Genomic DNA, 20,549 nt, shown 5'->3' on the forward strand with positions numbered 1-20,549 from the left:
ATCAAGGGGTGCCCGGCCCGGCCCCCGCGTGACAGGATCGGTCAGGTGCCCAAGGTCAACGTTTATCTACCCGACGCCCTCGCCGACCGCGTCCGAGACGCCCGGCTGCCGGTCTCCCGGATCTGCCAGACCGCGCTGACCCAGGCGCTGGACGGCGCCGTGGGCGCGACTCACGAGACACCCACCACCCGGGCGCTGCCCGCCGGGCTCACCCTGACACCGCCCGCCAACCACCACGTGGCGGCGATCCTGCACCAGGCGTACGCCCTCGCGTCCGCCTCCGGCGCGGGCACGGTGGAGCCGGTCCACCTGCTGCGGGCCTTTCTCGACGAGGGCGAGAGCCTGGTGTTGAACACCGTCGAACTGCTCGGCTTCCCCGCCGCCACGATCCGCGCGGCCCTGGGCGAGACCCCCGCCGTCACGGCGACGCCCACCGAGCCGGCCACCTCGCCGGCCACCCGGGCGGTGCTGGCGGCCGCCGCCGAGCAGGCCACCGCGCACGCCTCGGCCGTCACCACCGGCAGCCACCTGCTGCTCGGGCTGCTGCGCGACGACGGCGAGGCGGGCGCCGCGCTGCGCCGCACCGGGGTGAGCGCCGTCGTCACGCCCGCCGCGCTCTCCGCCCTCTACTACGGCGTCGCGTTCGGGCGGATGCTGCCCGGACGCGACGCCGACACGACGGTCCTGCGCGTGATGATGCACGACGTCCTCGACCGCCTCGACCGGCTGCAGAAGCGGCTCGACGCGACCGACGCCTGACGGCGCCGGGCGGAACGTCGATGCTGAGCGCGCGGGCGCCGGCCGAGACGCGACGCGGGTGCGGTCGACGACCGCACCCGCGCCACTGCCTCTGTCCTCCCCGTTACCCCTCGAGCTGGTACAGGGTGGTTCCCTCGTCAGCACCCACCGGCGCCCGGCGGCACCGGCGAGCTTCTTCCGGGCGTGGCGGCCAGTCCCGGTAGGGCAGCAGGGTCAGGCGCCACGCCAGCCGTGCGGTCAGGAGCAGACCCAGCGGCGGTAACAGCCAGGCGACAGCGTCGCGACGGCGGTAGGAGACCAGCGGGGCGACCGCGACGACGAACAGGGACGGAACAACCACCCCCAGCACGTCGCTCAACGGGCCGCTGCCGAACACCGGATCGTAGATCAGGGCCTCCAGCGACACGTATGCGAGGAGCACCAGAATCAGCACCACTCCGGTCAGGGCCACACGGGCCCTCGGTGAGCGAGGGCGTCGAGGCTCAGGAGCGTCACCCTGAACCGTCGGCGAACCCGTCGTGGTCGTCCTCCTGGCCATCATCACGTCCAATAGTATCCAGTGTGGTAATTACGATAGTGATTCGACCGGTAGGTCAGCCACCAGCCGTAGAACCACGGCGTGATCCACTTCGTGTACTTGTACCGGTACTTGATCCGTGCCCGATACTGATAGTCGGTGTAGGTGAAGCGCACGGAATACACCTTGAAATCGCCCCAGCCGTACCTCTTGACCACGACGCAGTTCACCCGCTCCACGTCGCGGGTCCGGTACTGCATCTGCATCCGGTGGAAGTCCAGCCACGCCTCGTCGCCGATGACGTCCATGAGCGCACGACCGAGCCAGTTCAGCTGGCTCTCGTACCAGGGAGACGTGTACAGGACCCTCGACCACCGGATGTACGACGCACGGTATCCCGTCCAGGCCCAGCCGGGGATGTAGCAACGGCACACGGCCAGGCCGGAGGTGTCCGACTCGTTGACCGGATCCTGATTCGCGTACTCGTACGCGTTCGCCGACCCCGCGTAGACCCGGTCGGCCGTCAGGAAGCGCCCGGTCGCCGGGTTGAACAGCCGCACGCCCATGAGCACGAGGCCGGCCGGGTTCCCCCCGTCCCGGAAGGCGGCCCCCAGCCAGCCGTAGCGGCCCGCCGACACGCTGCCGGTGCGCGCCATCCCGAACTCGTCGGTCTCGTGCACCGCGGAGATGCCTGTCGCGGCGCCCTGGATGGTGGCGACGAAGTCGCCGTGCAGGTTGCGCAGCTTCCAGTCGACGGTGCCCGAGGCGCCGAGATAGATGCCGACGGCATCACCGAGACCGGAGAGGTTGCGCGTGTACGACGTGCCCTCGGAAGTCCAGCTCGGAGCGTCGCTGTCGTCGGCGTAGTGATGCGTCTGCACCGTCACGACCGCGCCTGACGTGGTCTGGACCCTGCGGAACCTCGTCAGCATGACGTCGAGGGTGTACTCCGCCTGCGTGGTTCCCGCGACGATCTGCCGCACCATGTCGTTCGTGTAGTAGCCGACCGTCGCGGCGGTGCCGGTGGTGGTGTCGGCGGCCGCCACCGCTGTCGTACGACCCAGCAGGTCGTACGACGTGCCCGAGGAGATCAGCCGGTCCGCGTCGTCGTACTCCCAGGTCCGGGTCGACGCTGCCGTGCTGCTCTGGCACACGCCACCGCCACCGGCGGCGTAGTTGTCCCGCTGGGTCCGGTTACTGGCGTTGTCGAACTGGTAGACCCGGGTGGAACAGGCGCCCGAGACGGTGTCGCGGACGGTCGACAACCGGCTTGCCTGGTCGTAGTCGTAATGCTGCTGGGAGAACGTCGACGTGCTTCTCCGCTGCTGCTTGTGCGGGCTGAACGCCGCCGTCTCCCGGTAGACGGTGCAGTCGGCCTGCCCGCAGCCGGGGCGGCGGTAGGAGACCTCCACGGTGTTACCGGCCTCGTCGCCGGCCGTCTCCGCGACGATGCCGTTCGGCCACGTCTCGCTGATCAGCTCGCCGTCCGGGTCGTACTGACCGGTGAACGTCCCCGCCTGGCTGTCGATCAGCTTCGTCGCCAGACCGCGAGCCTCGCCGGCTGTGCCGTACTCGAACGTCTGAGTGGCCTTGCCGTCGTCGGCGACGGCCACCCGCGACATCACGTCGTACGTCCTGGTGGACACGTTGCCGTCACTGTCCTGGTAGGAGGTCTCCCGGCCGAGGTTGTCATAGCCGCGGACCACCTCCGCGAGGACTGTGGACCCCGACATCGACTGGGTACGCGCCAGCAGGCCGCTCTGCTGGTGGTACTCCAGCCGGGACGTGTCCACCGTCGTACCGAGACCCGCCGCGGTCGTGACCGTCGTGCCCCGCACCCGCCCCGCGGCGTCGTACGTCACCGTCGTGGTGCGGAGCTGGGCACCCGCCTTGGTCTTCTCGACCAGGGTACGGACCTGCTGGTACAGGTCGTAGGTGCGGACCGTCACCCGCAGCGGAGCCGAGGCCGGCGACGTGCCGGCGTGCTCCGTCCGGCACAGCAACCCCGCCCATTCGGCACGGTTTCCGCATTCCGGGTACGTCGAGTTGGCCGCCGAGGTGTAGTACGTGCTGGTCTTGGTGGCCGCGGTGGTGTCGACGCTTCCGCCTGACGGCATGGTGCTCGACGTCACCCTTCCCGCGGAGTCGTATCGGGTCCACGTCGTCAGATCCAGACCGTCCGGGTCGACGGTCGATCCGATCGCCTTCCGCAGATCCCAGTCGTACTGCGTGGTGGTGGTGCGCACGTCGGCGTCGACGGTCTGGCCGGCGTTGACGTAGCTGACGGAGGAGCTCGTGGTGGTGGTCAGGTTGAAGGGGATGTCGGTGGCGGGCGCGCCCTCGTCGTACGTGTGCCGGCTGTGTGCCCGGCCCCGGACGACGACGTTCGACGACAGCAGCACGTCGTGCTCAGGTCCGAACGTCTCGACGAGCTGCTGTCCGTCCTCGGAGTAGACGCTGACGGATGAGAGCGAGGCGGCTGTCGCCGCCTCCACCGTGGCGGTGTCGGACGCCGAGGCGTCGAGGGCGCGACGGCGGTTGCCGGCACTGAGTTGACGTACCGTGTTGCCGTAGTCGTCGTACCAGGTGGTGGTCAGGTGTCCACCCGGCTGCGCGACGTTCACCATGCGGGCGTTGGCGTCGAGGTACGTCACCGAGGCGCGCTCGTAGGAGGCGGGTAGCGTGCCGGTCGCCGGGTTACCCGTCGGCAGTTGGGTGGGTGGGAACACCGCTGTGGCATCCGTGGGCTGCTCGGTCTGACCCCACCGGTTGGTCTGGGTGGGCGACAGGTCGTACGGCGCTCCGCTGCCGGAGACCGGCACTCGGTAGACGACCGTCTCGACCGCCGTTCCCGCCGTCAGGGCCGAACGAGTGACCTTCGACAGCCGGCCCGCTCCCGGGTCGTCCGGCAGGGTCGTGTAGGTGAACTGCCAGGGTTCCAGCGCCGGCGGCGCCAGCGAGGTGATGACTCCGTTCGAGTCGTAGGCGTACGTGGTGCGCAGTGAGTGGGCGCCACTGCCGTCGGTCCAGTCCACGCGGGGGTCCCACGCGGCACGAAGACGCCCGGCGCTGTCGTAGGAGTAACGCGCGAGGGTCACCGTGCGCATCGCAGGGGTGGCGAGGTCCGGATCCCACGCGGTGAGGCTGATCTGCGTCACCCGCCCGGTGTAGTCGCCCCAGGCGCCGTCGGCCGTTCCCGTGGCGGTCGTACCGGTGGCATAGGTGAAGTTCAGCGCCCGGCAGCCACGCACCAGGGTGGTACAGGTGACGCCGTCGGCCACGGGGGCGAGCACCCGGGTCGGCCGCATGACGTCCTGCCCGCCGACGGTGACCTTCTGCCACGAGTACGTGGTGGTGGTCCCCGACCCGGGCGACCGGGAGGCGGTCGGGGTGAACACGCCGGCCGGGTCGGTCGAGCTCCGCCCGAAGGTCACCACGTTCCCGTTGCCGTCGGTCAGCGTGTAGACGTTACCCGTCGTGCTGTAGGTCAGCTTGTAGGACTCGGCGCCGATCTGTGGCTCGAACGTGGTGCCGGCGCTCGTCGCCTTGGCGAAGCCGATCGTCGAACCGTCGGGCATCCCGACCTGGACGATGCTGCCGTACACCGTCAGCCGGGTGTACGGCGCCTCCGAGGTCGAGACCGCCGTGCTGGAGACCCAGCCGGGGCCGAACATCGGATCCACCCCGCCCGGCTGGCGGCTGTTGTAGGTGCGGGTGACCGAAAGGTCGTTCACCGAGGCGTCCTGCTGGCTGATCTGGTAGTTGCCGGTGACCAGGTTGACCGAACCCGGACCGACCTGAGCGGTGTCGGCGGAGGCGAGGTTCCGGTCGAACCGGAACTTCACGTTGTCGGCCGGCGCCCCGTTGCTGCTCAGATTGAAGTAGGCGCGCACCTGTACCGGCCCGTCCCGCGGGATGCTCGCCGGGTCGACCGAGGCGAGGGTGGCGGCGACGTCCCAGTTCAGTTTGGGGGCCACCCCTGCGGAGAGGGCGACGGGCCAGGTGACGGCGCCACCGCCGGCGGCGTAGGTCACGTGGGCGGCGGGGATGGCGACCCAGGCGTCCGAGCCGGCACGCCGCCACTGGTACGTGGCGTCCCCGAACGACGGCGCGGCAGTCGAGCCGAGCGCCACCCTGGCCCCTGTGACGTCGCCGACCTTCGGCGAGGTGACCGCGCCGTTGCCCACCTTGAACGGGTAGCTGCGCACCTCGGTCACGTTGTTGGCCGAGTCGCGGGTACGCGCCCACACGTTGTGCCAGCCCGGTGTCAACGGGGTGATGCTGACCGTCGCGCTGGCGCCCGGCGTCGCGGTGTTGACGACCTTGTTCAGGGTCTGCAGGTCGAGGCTGTACTCGTAGGCCGCCGCGTCGGCGACGCCATTGGCGTCGAAGGTGAAGCTGCCGGCGACGTTCGCGTCACCGCCCCACTGGTTCTCCGGGTACGTGGTCGAGCTGACGATCGGCGGGCTGCCGACCGAGGTGTCGACGGTGAACTCGCAGAATGCCGACCAGGCGCCGTTGACCGTCCCGTCATTGCCACGAACCCGCCACTTGTACGAGGTGTTGTGGGTCAGGGCGGCGGACGGCACGGTGGTGGCGAACGTCGAGCCGGAGGCGGCGGTACCGGTGATCGCGCTGCCGAGCTTGGTGGTGCCGGCCAGCGTCCACCACTCGAACTCGGCCTTGACCGTCGACCCCTCGGCGTCGGCGACGACCGACCGAAGCTGCGGAGTCGCGGTGTTGACCTTCGGCCGGGAGGCGCCGGTCACGCAGGCGGTGGCCGGCACCGTGGAACGGGTGCCGACGGTCGGGTACGAGTTGTAGTTCACCACCGCGTACGGCACCTGGCTGCTGTCGGTCGCGTTGCGGGAGCGGAACTGCTTGAAGCTGTTCAGGCTGGTCTCGTCGGTACCGCGGACGCCCATGTAGGCGGTGGACTGGTTGGCGTTGGCCGCCCGCTGGAAGAAGGACGTGCCGCTGATGCTCACCCAGCCGTCGGCACATGCCGTGCCACCCTTGGTCTGGTTGGAGGTGGCCTCCTGCTGCACCCAGGTCGGCTGGGATCCCCACCGGGTCGCCGAGGAGGCGGCACCCGTGGTCCAGATCTCCCACGAGGTGGCGGTGCAGGTGTGCGACCAGAAGTTCCAGAAGTTCACAGTGGCCGAGGTGATCTGCTTGCCCTTCAGGGCGGACACACCCCAGTGGACGAATGACCGGGCCTTGACGTTGGGCGAGCCGGACAGAAGACCGAGCTGAAGATCGTTCGCTCCGCCCCGGTCGACGTTGTCGCCCTCCTTCACATACGTGTCGAACGTCGTGTAGAGCGGGTTGATCTGCGGGTCGATCGTCACCGGGTACTGGGTGGCCGGATCCTTCAGCCACGCCAGGTCCGGGTTCAGCCGCATGACCAGACCGCCGGTCGCACGGGCCAGGCGGCTGGCGGGCCGCTCCGACTTGGCCGCCACGACCGCCCGCCGGACCGGTTCGTCCGTGCCGGGAGTCCGCCGGGCGTCCCACATCTCCGGCGCCGGTACGGCAGCGACCGCCCGGCCTCTGGCGTCCTTGAGGACCAGTCCGCCCGAGGTGTCCTGGGTGAACGAGGAGAATCCCTTGCCGGTCAGCGGAAACGTCAGCGCGGGCAGCCGGTCCACGGCCTCCCGGTTCTTCACCGTGAGGAACTGGGCGAAGCCGGTCCGGGTCGCCTCGACCACCAGATCGACACCGGCGGCCACCTCCGGATAGGTGGCGCGGTTGCCGGTCAGCATCGGCGCCGGCAGCGCACCCGGCCAGCCCATGGTCAACCGGCCGTCGCCGACGCCGACCGCGGCCAGCTCACCACCGTCCTTGCGGGCGCCGGAGATCCGCAGATCCGCGGGGTGCGCCCGGGGCCGCACGGAGCCGTCCGCCGCCGTCTGGAGTGTGAGGTCGACCGGAACCCACGTGTCGTTCTGCCGGATCCGCACCGGGCCGGCGTGAACCTTGGCCTCGACATGGCCGTCGGGATGGGCGACGTACTCGGCGGTCTCCGTGGTCATGCCGGTGACGCGGACCTGCTGGCCCGTCATCCGTGCGGTGACCAGGGCGGCCATCTCGTCCGGTCGTTCCAGCACCTCGGCTGGCGCCTTCGGCGACGGAGCCGCCTCGGCCCGTCCGGCGGGGACGTCGCTCATGGTGACGGTCAGTACGGCCACCATGGCGAAGGCCGTCAGGCGGCCCCATCGGGCACTTCTCGGGTTGGCGCAGTCCTTGACTGCACCGGATTTCGGCACGCGCGCAGGAGCCACTACTGGCCCTCCCCCGTGTTAGACGGCCTATGGAAAGGCGAACAGTACGGCGCGCAGGAAATTGACGTCAATGAAAACTTTTCGTTATACCACCGGGCGCACGAAGGCAAGGCGCCCGTGCGTAGGGATTTGAGCGCTTCAGGCGATTGCGACGAGTTGAAGCGGCCGGTCCGGATTCGTCTGTTGCGGCGCGGAGGGGCGGGCAACGCCGGCACGACCACCGGGCGGGCGAACGCGATCCGGAAGACCGATAATTCGGCAATTGAGCCGGGTGGACGCCTCGGCGTATTAGGCGTTCCTCGATATGTGCCGACGTACCCGGAAAGGCGAAGCGAGTCGAGAGGATCTCCGCCTCTCGGAGCGGACCGCGGCATGCGTCACTCAGGCCGCCGCCCCGGTCGACCAGCGCGAAGTCGCGTCCACACAGCGGACGTTACATTGACACTTTTCGTTACGCCGGTGATAGTAACCGCACACCGACACCACCAAGGGCGCCTACGCGTCAGTCGCTGGAGGACCCATGAGAAGGAGATCGAGAATCTACGCGGGACTGGCCGCCGCCGTCGTTTTGGCCGCCTCTGTGACCATGACGTTCGGCGCGGCGCCCGCGGGTGCCGCGATCGGCGGCTCCGGCCCCTACCCCGCCGACTACGAAACCTCGTCCACCCTGGCCAACCACACCATCTTCCGGCCCCAGACCCTCCCGTCCGAGCGCCTTCCCATCCTGGTGTGGGGCAACGGCGCGTGCTCCGCCAACGGCCTGTCCCAGGGCAACTTCCTCCGTGAGATCGCCTCCCACGGCTTCCTCGCCATCGCCAACGGCGCGCCGAACGGCTCCGGCTCCACCAACGCCCAGATGCTCACCCAGTCCATCGACTGGGCGGTGGCGGAGAACTCCCGGTCGGGCAGCAAGTACTTCAACCGGCTGGACACCACGAAGATCGCCGTGGCCGGCTTCTCCTGCGGCGGCGTGGAGGCGTACGCCGTCTCCAACGACCCGCGCGTCACCACGACCGGCATCTTCAGCAGCGGGCTGCTCAACGACGCCGACGACTACCAGTTGCGCCGGCTGACCAAGCCCATCGCGTACTTCATCGGCGGGCCCAGCGACATCGCCTACCCCAACGCCATGGACGACTGGGGCAAGCTGCCGTCCGGGCTGCCCGCGTTCATGGGCAACCTGAACGTCGGTCACGGCGGCACCTACGACCAGCCCAACGGCGGCGAGTTCGGCCGGGTGGCGGTGCTCTACCTGAAGTGGCGCCTGAAGGGCGACGTGGGCGCCGGGGCCAACTTCGTCGGCCCGGACTGCGGCCTGTGCCGCACCCAGTGGACGGTCCAGCAGAAGAACCTGACGCTCGACCCGCCGCCCACCACCACGCCACCCCCGACCACGCCACCCCCCACCACGCCGCCGCCCACGACTCCCCCGCCCACCACGCCGCCGCCCGGCGGAGGCCCGTCCTGTTCGGCCGCCTACGTGGTGCAGGACCAGTGGAACGGCGGGTTCGTCGCCACCGTCACCGTCACCGCCGGCACCACCGCGCTGACCGGCTGGCGCGTGACGCTCGCCCTGCCGGGCGGCGCGTCGATCAGCTCGTTGTGGAACGGTGTGCCCAGCGGCACCAGCGGCACCGTCACCGTGGCGAACCAGAGCTACAACGGGCAGGTCGGCGCGAGCCAGACCACCACCTTCGGATTCCAGGGCGCCGGCAACGGCAGCGGCGCCACCGTCACGTGCGCCGGAAGCTGAGACGCGACTGACACGGCGGCGACCGGCCCGGCGGGAGGTGAGTAACGTCTCGCCGGGCACCGGGCGGGTGCCGGGCCGCCGGCACGGCCGGTGCGCGCCCGCCGCCGGAAGGCCCCTGCTAGCGCGATCGGCAGGGGCCTTCCGCGATCGCGCGGCGCACCGGAATGCCATGTGCCGTAAGGGTTCCGGCCATGTCGACGAAGTTGACATAGTGGATGGGTGAGCTAGGGTTCCGCCCGGATGGTTGTCACCGGGACAGGGTCACCACGAGGACGGCATGACGGCACAGTGCAGTGGCTTCGACATCCGCTTGCTGGGCCCCCTCCGGGTCACGTACGCCGGGCAGGAACTGACGCTGCGGTCGGCCCAGCGCCGGGCCGTCTTCACCGCGCTCGCCCTCACCCCGCAGCGGGGACTGTCCAAGGACGAGCTGATCGCCGCCGTCTGGGGCGACCGACCGCCGGCCAGCGCGCAGGGCAACCTCTACACGTACGTCTCCGCGCTGCGCCGGGTGCTCGAACCCGATCGCGACCGCTGGTCCTCCGGCGGCGTGCTCACGTCCGAGGGTGGCGGTTACCGCCTGCACGTCGCGGCGGACGCCGTCGACGTCCACCGCTTCGAGCGCCTGCGCGAACGCGCCCGCACGCCCCGCGCCGCCGGTGACGTGGCCGGCGAGCTGGCCGCGCTCGACGCCGCGCTCGCCGAGTGGCGCGGTGACGAGGCGCTGGTCGGCGTCCCCGGGCCCCGGGCGGCCAGCCAGCGTGTCCGGCTCGGCGAGCTGTACCTGACCTCGGTGGAGCGGCGGGCGGAGCTGATGCTGGGCCTCGGGCGCGCCGCCGAGGTCGTCGACCGCCTGCTCTCGCTCGTCGAACGCCACCCCGGCCGGGAGAGCCTGTACGCGGTGACCATGCGGGCGCTCGCCGCGCAGGGCCGCACCGCCGACGCACGCGCGCTCTACGCCACTCTCCGGGACCGTCTGGTGGCGGAGTCGGGCACCGAGCCCGGCGCCGCCGTCCGCCAGATCCACGAACAGATGCTCGGCACCGATCCCACCGCGACGCGCGGACACATCCCGGCGCCGCCCTCACTCCCCTGCTTCCAGGGGCGTAAGGCTGCGCTGGCCCGGCTGCGGCAGGCGGTCACCGCGCTCGCGGCCGGGCGCGGGGGCAGCGTCTGGATCAGCGGCGAGGCGGGCATCGGCAAGTCGGCACTGCTCGCCGAGGGGCTGCGCGACGCGGCGCCGCTCGGCGTCCAGGTCGGCTGGGGCGTCGGCGACGAGCTGGCGTACCGGATGCCGCTGAGCATCATGCTGGAGTGCCTGTCGCTGGGCGACGACGCCGGCCTGCCCGCCTCGCTGCACGACTGCTCCGGCGGGGCGCCACCGACCATGACGGTCGTCGACACGGTCCAGCGGTTCGTGGTGGCGCGCTGCGCCGAACGGCCGCTGCTGCTCGTCCTGGACGACCTCCAGTGGGCCGACGACCTGTCCCTGCTGGTCTGGCACGCGCTGCACAACCTCACCGGGCGGCTGCCGTTGCTGCTCGTCTCCGCCTGCCGCCCGGTGCCCGCCGGCTACGAGGTGCGGCTCCTGCGCAGAGTGCTGCCCCGCAACGGCACCGCGCTCGTCGAACTCGGCCCGCTGGACGACGACACGGCGACCCGGCTGGCGCGTTCCTGGACCCGCCCGCCCGGCCCGGGCGCGGACACCGTACGCGCGCTCGTCGCGGCCGCCGCCGGCAATCCGTTCTATCTCCGCCAGCTCGTGCTCGCCGACCGCGACGGCCGGACCGCCGACACGCCCGGGCCCGAGCTGACCGAAGCCGTCAACCGGCACCTGCAACCGCTTGCCGACGACACCCGGCAGCTGCTGCGGGCGATCGCGTTCCTGGGCAACAACTATCTGGTCACCGACCTCGCCGCGGTCACCGGCAAGTCGGCGCCGCAGCTCGTCCCGGCGGTGGAGGAGGCGCTCGCCGCCGGGGTGCTCGTCGAGGACGGCCGCCGCCTGCGGTTCCGGCACCCGGTGATCCGCCGGGTGCTGCGCGGCGCGATCCCGACCGCGCTGCGGGTGCTGATGCACAGGCAGTTCGCGCAGCGGATCGCCGAGGCCGGCGGCGACCTCGGCCGGGTCGCCGGCCAACTGCTGGCCGGGCCGGTGCCGGTCGACGCCTGGGTGCAGGGGTGGCTGACCGCCCACGCCGCGCAGCTCAGCGCCGCCGCCCCCGCGCCGGCCATCGCGGTGCTGCGGCACGCCGTCGCCTCACCGGGCCTCTCCGCGTCGTCCCGCGAGTTGCTCACCGCGCAACTGGCCCGGGTGCTGCACCGCTGCGGCCTTCCCGCCCGGGCCGAGGCGACCTGGGTGTCGGCGCACACCGGGGACGCCGCGACGCGCGCCGAGATGAGCCGGATCGCCGGCTCCGACGACCCGCCCCGCAGCGCCGGGCAGGCCGTCGTCGGCCGCTCGTGACGGACCTGCGCGTCAACGTCCTGGGGCCGGTACGCGCCTGGCGCGGCGAAGCCGAGATCGACCTGGGACCGGCCCGGCGGCGGGCCCTGTTCGCGATGCTCGCCGCCAACGCCAACCGGCCGGTCACCCGGGGCGAGCTGATCCGGGCGCTGTGGGGCGGCTCCGTGCCCCGCGCCGCTGCCGGCAACGTCTACACGTACGTCTCCGGCCTGCGGCGCAGCCTGGGGACGGCCGGCGGGCGGCTGCTGTCCGGCCGGGCCGGTTACACGCTGCGCCTCGACCCGGGCGCGCTCGACGCCGACCGGTTCGTGTCGCTGTGCGAGGCGGCCGAGGCGCCGGCCGCGGGGGGCCGGCCCGGCGAGGCGGTGGCGCTGCTCGACGAGGCGCTCGCGCTGTGGCACGGCGACGCGTACGCCAACGTGGCCGCGCTGTTCGCGGAGCTCGACCGGCACCGCCTGGCGGAGCTGCGGATCGCCGCGGCGGAGCGGCGGGCCCGGCTGATCCTCGACGGTGGGTGTGACGAGAGCCCGATCGCCGACCTGACCGCCCTGGTCCGCGACCACCCGCTGCACGAGCCGTTCCACGAGCTGCTGATGCGCGCGTTGCACCGGGCCGGTCGCGGCACCGAGGCGCTCGACGTCTACCACGCGGCGCGCCGGGTGCTGGCCGACGAGCTCGGCGTCGAGCCCGGTACGGCGATGCGCGAGCTGCAGAGCCGGATTCTCACCGAGTCGGGACCGACCGCCGCGGTCGCCGTCGTCGCCCGTCCGGTCGCGCCGCGTCGCCGCCGCCTCGTCGGACGCGACGGCGAGCTGGAGCTGCTGCGCGGCCTGCTCGGGACGGCGCGCGAGGGACGCAGCGCGATCGTGTGGATCGAGGGTGAGCCCGGCATCGGCAAGTCCGCGCTGCTGGACGCGGCGCTGCACGAGGCGCGGACCCTCGGCCTGCGGGTCGCGCGTGGCGTCGCCGAGGAACTGAGCAGCCGTATCCCGCTGCACGTGATGCGGGCAGCGCTGGGCGAGGAGGCGGTACCGCACGACGAGCCGGGCGCGGCGCTCGACCGGGTGCTCGCACACGTCCGTCGGCTGACCGCCGCCGGTCCGCTGGTGCTGGCCGTCGAGCGCCTCCAGTGGGCCGACGAGGCGAGCCTGCTGGCCTGGGAACGGCTGGCCGCGCTGACCCGGTGGCTGCCGTTGCTGCTCGTCGCGACGACCCGGCCCGAGCCCGGCCGCCGCGACCTGGCCCGGCTGCGGCGGGGCGTGGCGACACGTGACGGGCACCTGATCCGGCTCGCTCCCCTGCCCCGGGCGGACATCGAGCAGATCTTCGGCACCGCGGTGGGTGTCCCGCCCGGCGCCACGCTGCGGTCGCTCGCGCCGCTGACCGGCGGCAACCCGCTGTACGCGCGGGAGCTGGTGAGCGGTCTGGTGGCGGAGGACGGCGTACGGGTGGTCGACGGGCTCGCCGAGGTCGACGCGCGGGCCGACGGCATGCCGCGCTCGCTCGTGGACACCGTCCGGGCCAGCCTCGACCACCTCTCCCCCGGCGCCCGGGAGGCGCTGCGGTACGCGGCCCTGCTCGGCGACGAGTTCGCCGTCGCCGACCTCGCCGCGGTCACCGGGCGGACGCCGTTCGACCTGATGGCCGACCTGGAGGAGGCGGTCGCCGCGACAGTTCTCGTGGGCGCGGGCCGCGAGCTGGCGTTCCGGCAGCCGGTGCTGCGGCGGGCGCTCGCCGGGAGCATCCCCGCCGCGCTGCGGCCGACCCTGCACCGGTACGCGGCACAGGCGCTCGCGGACAACGGCAGCGCCGCCGCCCGGGTCGCCGGACACCTGCTCGCCGGGCCGCCCGAGGTCGACGACTGGCAGGTGGGCTGGCTCGTCGCGCACAGCGAGGAGGTGTTCCGGCAGGCGCCGGGGCCGGCCCGCGAGTTGTTCCGCCGGGCCCTGGCGAGCGGCCGGTGCGCGCCGGAGCAGCGGGAGACGCTCGCCGCGTTCCTGGACGGCCTGGGCGGCTAGCGCCGTTCCTCGACGGCCTGGGCCGCTAGCGCTCAGCGCAGCCCGGGGACGCCGACGAAGCGGCGCGCCGCGGCCGGCGGGACCGGCGTGCCGGGGCCTGCGCCGCCCGCGACGTGCCGGTCCAGGGCGGCCAGGGCCAGGGCGTCGTACCGCGCCCGCCCGTCGGCCGCCGCGTCACCGGCGGACAGCTCACGCAGCAGCAGCCGCCCGGGAGCCCCGGCGGCCGGCTCCCGCACCTGGAGCACCGCGAAGGCCGTGCCGGGCAGGAAGAGGACGCGGGACGGCACGCCGTCGCCGGTCTCCAGCGCGCCCGTGCACCGGCCGGTGGCCGACCAGATCAGCACCTCGACGTCTCCCGGCAGGTCGGCGGGCGGTTCGGCGAGCGCGTTGGTGAACCCCCAGTCGGTCAGCACCCGGCGCTGCGCGATCCGGCGCAGGTCCGCCCGGGTCAGGTCGGCGGCGGCGTACGTGACGCCACTGTGCACCGGCAGCGGGCGCGTACCGGCGGCCACGCACCTGGCGAACGGCACGTGACCACCCGGCTCGGCGGACCGCAGCGCCTGGTCGACGCCGTCCCCCGCGGCGGTCAGGTAGAGGCGGACCGCTGTGGCGTACTCCAGCGCGTCCGCGCCGTCGGGCAGGGCCGGGTGCGCCGCGAGCACGCGGGCGACGTCGGCGGCGAGCGCGGCGATCTGGCGCCGGAACGCGCGGCGGAACCAGGCCCGCTCCTCGTCGAGGTCGGGACCGGGGCGTACGCCCCGCGCCTCGTCGACGGGGGTGCGCTGGAAGCGGGCGGGCGCCACCGTCGGGCGGTGCACCGGCAGCGCCATCGTCGGAGCGCTCGCCCAGGTCACGCCCCCGCCACCCGCCCCGGCCACGCCGAGGAAGGCCGCCTCCGCCCCGGCCAAGGCGGAGAAGGCCGCGGCCGCTCCGGCCACGGCGGGACGGGGCGCGTCTCCTCGGGACACTGCGGGTCGGGCCGCATGTGCGTCAGTCACTGCGGACACGGCCACCTCGGGGGCCACCGGCGCGGCGACCGGGCCGGCCACGGTGAGGTCGACCGGCGGTGGGGCGGGAACCGGGGGCACGAGGGCCTGAACCGCCGCGTGCCGGCGCGCCCCGTGCGGCGGGGCCGGTTCCCGGGCCGGCGCCACCGACGAGGACGGACGCACCGCCGTACGCCCGCGGGTGGCCGGGTCGAGCCGTGCGGCCAGGTCGGCGGCCAGTTCCCGGTGGCGGTCGGCCACCGCCGGCGCCGGGTCGTCCACGACCAGCCGGGCCTGCGCCGGGTCCAGCGGGACGGCACGGATCCGGTCGGCGTCGCGGGACGGCAGCGGAGCACGCAGCCAGAGCCCGGACGGGATCACCTCGACCACCGCGTCGTGGGCGTACTGGTAGACGCCGGGACCGACCGGCTCGCCGAGTTCCGCTGGCGCGCGGTGGCTGAGGATGCGCGGCGTCGCCGCCGCCCCGAGCGCCGTCCGGGGACCGTACGCCAGTTCCCGCGCGAAGACCTGCCAGCCGGGACCACCGTCGGCGGTGACGGTGAACATGGCCGGGTCGTCCGGGCGGCCGGTGGGCACGCCGGTGAAGACCCGCACCGCACAGCCCAGCACCTCGGCGAGCGCCTGGCCGAACTGCTCGCCGTCGGGCAACGCTACCGGCCCGTACTGGATGAAGCGGGCGTGCTCGCGGCCCTGCGGCGCGAGTCCACGCCAGAACCGGGCGACGTCGTCGAGCCGCAGCGGGGCGGTGCCGGGGCAGCCCACCAGGACCGGCATCGCGTGCGGCAGGCACGCCATGGCCGAGGTCAGGCGGCCGCCGTGGGCGGCGATCGTCGCCTCGTCGCGGCTGTCGCGCAGCCAGACGCCACCCGGCAGCGGCTCCACGGCGCAGGTGGAGCTGATGGTGAGGTGGTCGGTGGCGGCGCCGTCCCAGGCCGGCGCCGGATAGCGCTTCGACTGCCAGGCCGGCGCCCGGCCCCGCCGGTAGCAGACCCAGCCGCCGAGGTCCGTGCCGTGCACGAAGAGCAGCCCCGCCGCGCCCGGGATCATCCGCCCGAACGGCGCGATCACCGGTCGTCCCAGCCGGTCGGAGAGCCACTGCCCGGCGAGCGCCCCGGTCTCCGGGCGCGCGCCGCAGACCACCAGCCGGATGCCCCGGCGCAGGCGCTGCCGGCGCAGCTCGGTCGCGACCGTGTCCCAGACGTCGAAGGGCAACTCGTGCTGCAGGTCGAGGATCACGATGTCGTTGTCCGGATCCGGGTCCACCGACAGCGCGACCGTACGGGCCTCCGGGCTGATCCGTTCCCGGGGGTGCAGCACCAGGGCGTTCCCGACGGTGTGGCGGGTGATCACCTCAGATCATGCCGGAGCGCAGGGCGTAGGCGACCGCGTGCGAGCGGTTGCGCAGCTTCAGGCGGTGGTTGAGGCCGTAGATGACGTTCTTCACGGTACGTTCGGAGTAGCGCAGCTCGTCGGCGATCTCGTTGGTGTCGAAGCCCTCGGCCATCAGCCGGAGCACGTCGATCTCGCGCGCGGTGAGCCCCGAGGCGTTGAGCCCGTTCGGGTTGAGCACGTCGCGCTGGAGCCGTTCGATGTGCTTGAGCAGTTCGCCCACCAGGTTCGGGGGCAGCACGCCGCCGCCGGAGGCGGCCGCCAGCACGCTGTGCGCGAGGCGTTCGGCGGTGACCGCCGCGCGTGGCAGGACCGCCACCACCCGGCACTCCACGGCGGTCAGCAGCTCTTGCTCGCTGATGTCGGTGGTGATCAGCACGACGGGCGCGCCGATCTCGGTCGCGGCGAGGCGCAGCATGGCGATCACGTCGGTGGTGAGGCGGTCCGCCGCGACGATCAGCACCTGCGCGCGGGTCCGGTCCGCGCTGTCCAGCAGCGTGACGTCCGACCGCGACCGGAGGTGGGCGGTCAGCCCGGTGTGGGTCAGCGGGTCCGGCGCGTGCACAAAGACGGCAACTTGCTCCACAGCCATCTCCATCACTGTCAGTAGGGGCTGACAGTCTCGTGGAGACTCCTTCAGGAAATCTCCACAGTGGTGCCGCGAGGCGCGGCAACCCGTGAAGATAGGCACGTAATCGCTGGTCAGACTTTTTTCAGTCAGTGAAGATTGATTTCGACGGGACCCATCTTCTCCGTGGCGAGCTTCCCGGCGTTCGCGCCAGCGGCTTGGATCGCCTCCATGATCGCCGTTTGCAGTGACGCGGCGTCACGCTGCTCGTACACCCGGGGGTCGACCCGGACGGCCTGGACCTTGCCCAGGCCACTGGCCATGACCACGACCGTGCCGTCCTGGGAGCGGCCGGTGACGATCGCCTTCTCCAGCTCCGTCTGCGCGGCGCGCATCTGGTCCTCGAGCCGCTGCGCGTTCTCCATGAACTCCTGGAACGAGGGCGGGATCGGCTTGGCTTCGGGCTGCATGCGAGGACCTTTCTACGGGAAGCGGGCGTACCGTCAGCCGACGGCGGCCAGGCCGCCGAGACGCTCGCCGACCGCGGGCGGCGCCACGGCCAGGTCGGCGAGCGCGAGCGTGCGGGAGCCGGTGCGCCGGGTCAGGGCGAGCGAGAACTGGTGGGCGGCGTGGACGGTGCGCCCGGGCAGCTGACCGGCCATCCGGGCCAGCGCCTCCCGGACGTCGTCGGGGACCTCGTGGCCCCGCCGCACCAGGTGCCGCAGCACGATCTCGGCCAGCTCGTCGGTGCTGAGCTCGGGCACCGACCACTGCTGGCCGAACACCTCGTTCACCGCGGGCACCGCGGCACGCAGGCTCGCCAGCGCCGGCTCCTCGCCGGTCAGCACCACCACCGGGTCGCCGAGCCGGGAACGCATCTGCGCGACGAGCGCCTCGGCGATCTCCGGCGCCACCCCGGAGCCGTCGTCGACGTAGTCGAGCTGGAGCACGCCCCCGGCCGCGTCGTCGAGGACCGCGGTCACCAGGCTGGCGGCCTGCCCCGGCCACTGCGGCGCCAGCTCCCGGCGGGTGCTCACCCGCACGAGCTGGCCGACCGGCACCAGGCCCAGCTCCGACAGGCAGGCGGCGTAGAGCCGGGCGTACTCGCCGCGGCCGCTGCCGGCCGCGCCGCCGATCAGCACGTTTCCGGTACGGCCCGGGCCCCGCCTGCGGTTGCGTCCCTCGCACAACTGCAACAGCGTCTGCCCGGCCGCCTCCTTCACCCGCTGCCCGCCGACCAGCCCGCAGATCCGCTTCCAGCTGCGGGCCGCGTTGATGGCGCCGGTCGGGTCGGTCGCCGCGTCGGGCTGCTCACCGGGCTCGACCGGCAGGTCCTCCAGCAGCGCCAGCTCGGGCTCGACGTCGGCGGCGGTGAGCCGGTTCAGCTCGTTGTCCTTCGTCGGCGGGTGGGCCGCCAGCCGGGACGCCTGGTTGTTGATCAGCGCCTCGAACAGCTTGCGGGCGACCCGGCCGTTGCCGAACGTCGCGTTCCTCGGCACCCGGGTGAAGTACGCGGTCAGCGCGTCAACCGCGTCGTCGGTCAGCTCGTAGTAGTGCTTGCTGACCAGGTTGGAGGTGATGGTGACCAGTTCCTCGACGGAGTAGTTCGGGAACTCGATGGTGCGCGTGAAGCGCGACGCCATACCGGGGTTGGAGGCGAGGAACTGCTCCATCAGCTCCGAGTACCCGGCGACGATCACCACCAGCTCGTCGCGGTGGTCCTCCATCATCTTCATCAGCGCGTCGATGGCCTCCTGCCCGAAGTCCGGGCCCGAGCCGCCCGAGCCGCTGGACAGCGTGTACGCCTCGTCGATGAACAGCACGCCGCCGAGCGCCTTGGTGACCAGCTCGGTGGTCTTGATCGCGGTGGAGCCGATGTACTGGCCCACCAGGTCGGCCCGCGCCGCCTCCACCATGTGGCCCTTGGACAGGATGCCCAACTCCTTGAGCACCGAGCCGTAGAGGCGGGCCACTGTGGTCTTGCCCGTACCGGGTGGGCCGGCGAAGACCAGGTGCCGGCTCATCGGCGGCATCGGCAGCCCCATCTGGAGCCGCACCTGCGACATCTTGATCAGGTTGATCAGCGCGGTGACCTCCTGCTTCACCCCGCGCAGACCGATCAGGCCGTTCAACTGGCGCAACGGCTCGCTCAGCTCGTCGCCGCCGCTCTCCTCGGCCGTACCGTCGTCGCCGGCCGGCGGGACGGGCGCCGGGCCGGGGACCGGCGGCGGCGTGGCCTGCTGGCGGCCCACCGTCAGCGCGTCGACGGTCAGCGTGGCGCCGGGCGAGCGGCGCACGTCCTCGCCGCCGCTGTCGCGCACCACGCAGCGGGTGAGCGCCACCGGCTCCTCGGTGTCCACGCCGATGCCGGCCGCGCCACTGCCCAGCACTTCGCCGTCGGTGACGGACCCGTGGGACCCGGCCTCGAAGACCACACCGTCCGCTCGGGCGTTGCGCACCCGGACCTGGGTGACCGCCGCCGCGCCGGTCACCCGCAGGCCGTCCCGGGCCGCGTCGGCGATCTCGCTGTCGCCCATCTGGAGAGCACCCTCGACGAGTACGCCGGAGCCCCGCAGCAGGGCCGCGCGCAGCGTCAGGTCGGCGCCGGCGCCCACCCGCACGCAGGCGGCCCCCGTACCGGTGAAGCGGGCTTCCCGCACGACGGCCCGCGCGGGACCGGTGAGCGCGAGCGCTGTCGCGTCCCCGGCGTCGACGGCCAGGTCGGTGCCCTCCAGCGACGCGCCGTCCTGGACCAGGACCCCGGCGCCCGCGGTGATCTCGGCCCGCAGCCGCTGCAGCACGACCGTCGACTCACCGGCGAGCACGGCGACGTGCTCCCGCGTGCCCCGGACCGTCAGCCCGAGGAAACGCGGTGCGCCGCCGCTGACCGCGACGCCGACCGGCGAGTCCAGGACCGTGCAGTCGGTGAACGTCGGCCGCCCGGCGCCGAGCACCTGCACGGCGGTGTGCCCGGCCCCGCCGAACACGCAGTTGCGGAACGACGGCGACGCGCCCTCGGCGATGTGCGCCGACTGCACCGCGGCGCCGGTGAACGTCGAGTCGCTGATCTGCACGTCGGCCTCGCCGCGGACGAAGACGTCGACGTTCCCGCTTCCGGTGACGGTCAGGCCGCGGATGCGGGCCCAGGCCCGCTGCTCGACCACGAGAGCCGGCTTGCCCGCCCCGGCGATCTCGCACTGCTCGACGGTGAGCCGGGCGTCGCCGCCCACGCAGACGCTGTTCGCGCCGGCCGTGCGCAGGCGGCAGCGGCGCAGCGTCAGGGCGCTGCTCTCCCCGGCCACGACACTGCTCGTGGCGACGTCGTGGACGACGGTGTCCTCGATCGTGCTGGACCCGGCCGACATCACCACCACGCCCGCGCCGGCCGAGCTGGTCACGTCGCAGCCGCGCAGCGCCACGGTGCCCTGCATCCGCGCCAGCAGCGTGACCCAGGAGGAGCCGCTGACCCGGCAGTCGTCCAGCGCCACCTCGCCCGCGTACACGTCGACCGCCGCCAGCGTCGTGTCGGCGCTGCTGAGCGTGATGCCGCGCAGCTGGGCGCCCTCGCCACGGACGACGAGGACGCTGCCCTCCTCCACGTGCACCTCGACGGTGCCGGGCTGGACCGCGCTGATCGTCACCCGGTCGCCGACCACCAGCTTCTCGACGTACCGGCCGGGGTGGACGTCGATCGTGGCGCCGGGCTCGGCCCGGGACAGCGCCGAGCCGATGGTCGGATAGGAGCCCGCCTTACGGTCTCCCACCACGAGAACCTGCCGACTCACGG

General features: G+C 72.9%; 10 protein-coding genes. 4 read left to right on the forward strand and 6 right to left on the reverse strand.

The annotated features are described in order from the left end of the window. Positions 1 to 45 precede the first annotated feature (45 nt). The gene (locus A4R25_RS09080; RefSeq protein ID WP_064446296.1) at positions 46 to 759 is read left to right on the forward strand and encodes a Clp protease N-terminal domain-containing protein; all 714 of its coding nucleotides are present in this window, start codon (positions 46 to 48) and stop codon (positions 757 to 759) included. 103 nt (positions 760 to 862) lie between these two features. Here A4R25_RS09080 and A4R25_RS09085 read toward each other — a convergent pair whose 3' ends face one another. Together A4R25_RS09085 and A4R25_RS09090 are read right to left on the reverse strand one after the other, a co-directional pair. After that, positions 863 to 1,195, reverse strand: coding sequence for a hypothetical protein (locus A4R25_RS09085; protein WP_124778824.1), 333 nt, complete (start codon positions 1,193 to 1,195; stop codon positions 863 to 865). A 104-nt stretch (positions 1,196 to 1,299) separates the two neighbouring features. After that, the gene (locus tag A4R25_RS09090) at positions 1,300 to 7,446 is read right to left on the reverse strand and encodes an RHS repeat-associated core domain-containing protein (protein ID WP_231915467.1); all 6,147 of its coding nucleotides are present in this window, start codon (positions 7,444 to 7,446) and stop codon (positions 1,300 to 1,302) included. Between the two features lie 634 nt (positions 7,447 to 8,080). Between A4R25_RS09090 and A4R25_RS09095 the strand changes: the two genes are divergently transcribed. The 3 genes from A4R25_RS09095 (at position 8,081) to A4R25_RS09105 (ending at position 13,798) form a co-directional block, all read left to right on the forward strand. Then, entirely contained in the window at positions 8,081 to 9,313 is a 1,233-nt protein-coding gene (locus A4R25_RS09095; RefSeq protein ID WP_064446299.1) for a cellulose binding domain-containing protein, read from the forward strand. A gap of 277 nt (positions 9,314 to 9,590) precedes the next feature. After that, entirely contained in the window at positions 9,591 to 11,780 is a 2,190-nt protein-coding gene (locus tag A4R25_RS09100) for a BTAD domain-containing putative transcriptional regulator (protein ID WP_064446300.1), read from the forward strand. Continuing rightward, complete coding sequence (locus A4R25_RS09105; protein WP_064446301.1) at positions 11,777 to 13,798, forward strand: BTAD domain-containing putative transcriptional regulator; 2,022 nt, start codon at positions 11,777 to 11,779, stop codon at positions 13,796 to 13,798. Before A4R25_RS09100 ends, A4R25_RS09105 begins: the two co-directional genes overlap by 4 nt. Positions 13,799 to 13,830: 32 nt before the next feature. On the opposite strand, the gene A4R25_RS32100 is transcribed toward A4R25_RS09105, so the two are convergent. The 4 genes from A4R25_RS32100 to A4R25_RS09125 form a co-directional block, all read right to left on the reverse strand. Continuing rightward, entirely contained in the window at positions 13,831 to 16,155 is a 2,325-nt protein-coding gene (locus A4R25_RS32100) for a hypothetical protein (protein ID WP_064446302.1), read from the reverse strand. 1 nt (position 16,156) lies between these two features. Further along, complete coding sequence (locus A4R25_RS09115; protein ID WP_176722919.1) at positions 16,157 to 16,792, reverse strand: response regulator transcription factor; 636 nt, start codon at positions 16,790 to 16,792, stop codon at positions 16,157 to 16,159. A 119-nt stretch (positions 16,793 to 16,911) separates the two neighbouring features. Further along, complete coding sequence (locus A4R25_RS09120) at positions 16,912 to 17,211, reverse strand: YbaB/EbfC family nucleoid-associated protein (protein WP_373888002.1); 300 nt, start codon at positions 17,209 to 17,211, stop codon at positions 16,912 to 16,914. 54 nt (positions 17,212 to 17,265) lie between these two features. Beyond that, on the reverse strand, positions 17,266 to 20,547 hold the full coding sequence (locus tag A4R25_RS09125) for a right-handed parallel beta-helix repeat-containing protein (RefSeq protein WP_231915468.1): 3,282 nt from the start codon (positions 20,545 to 20,547) through the stop codon (positions 17,266 to 17,268). Positions 20,548 to 20,549 lie beyond the last annotated feature (2 nt).

It is taken from the genome of Micromonospora sp. NBRC 110037, assembly GCF_001652995.1.
In the GTDB taxonomy this organism is placed as follows: Bacteria; Actinomycetota; Actinomycetes; order Mycobacteriales; family Micromonosporaceae; genus Micromonospora; species Micromonospora chalcea.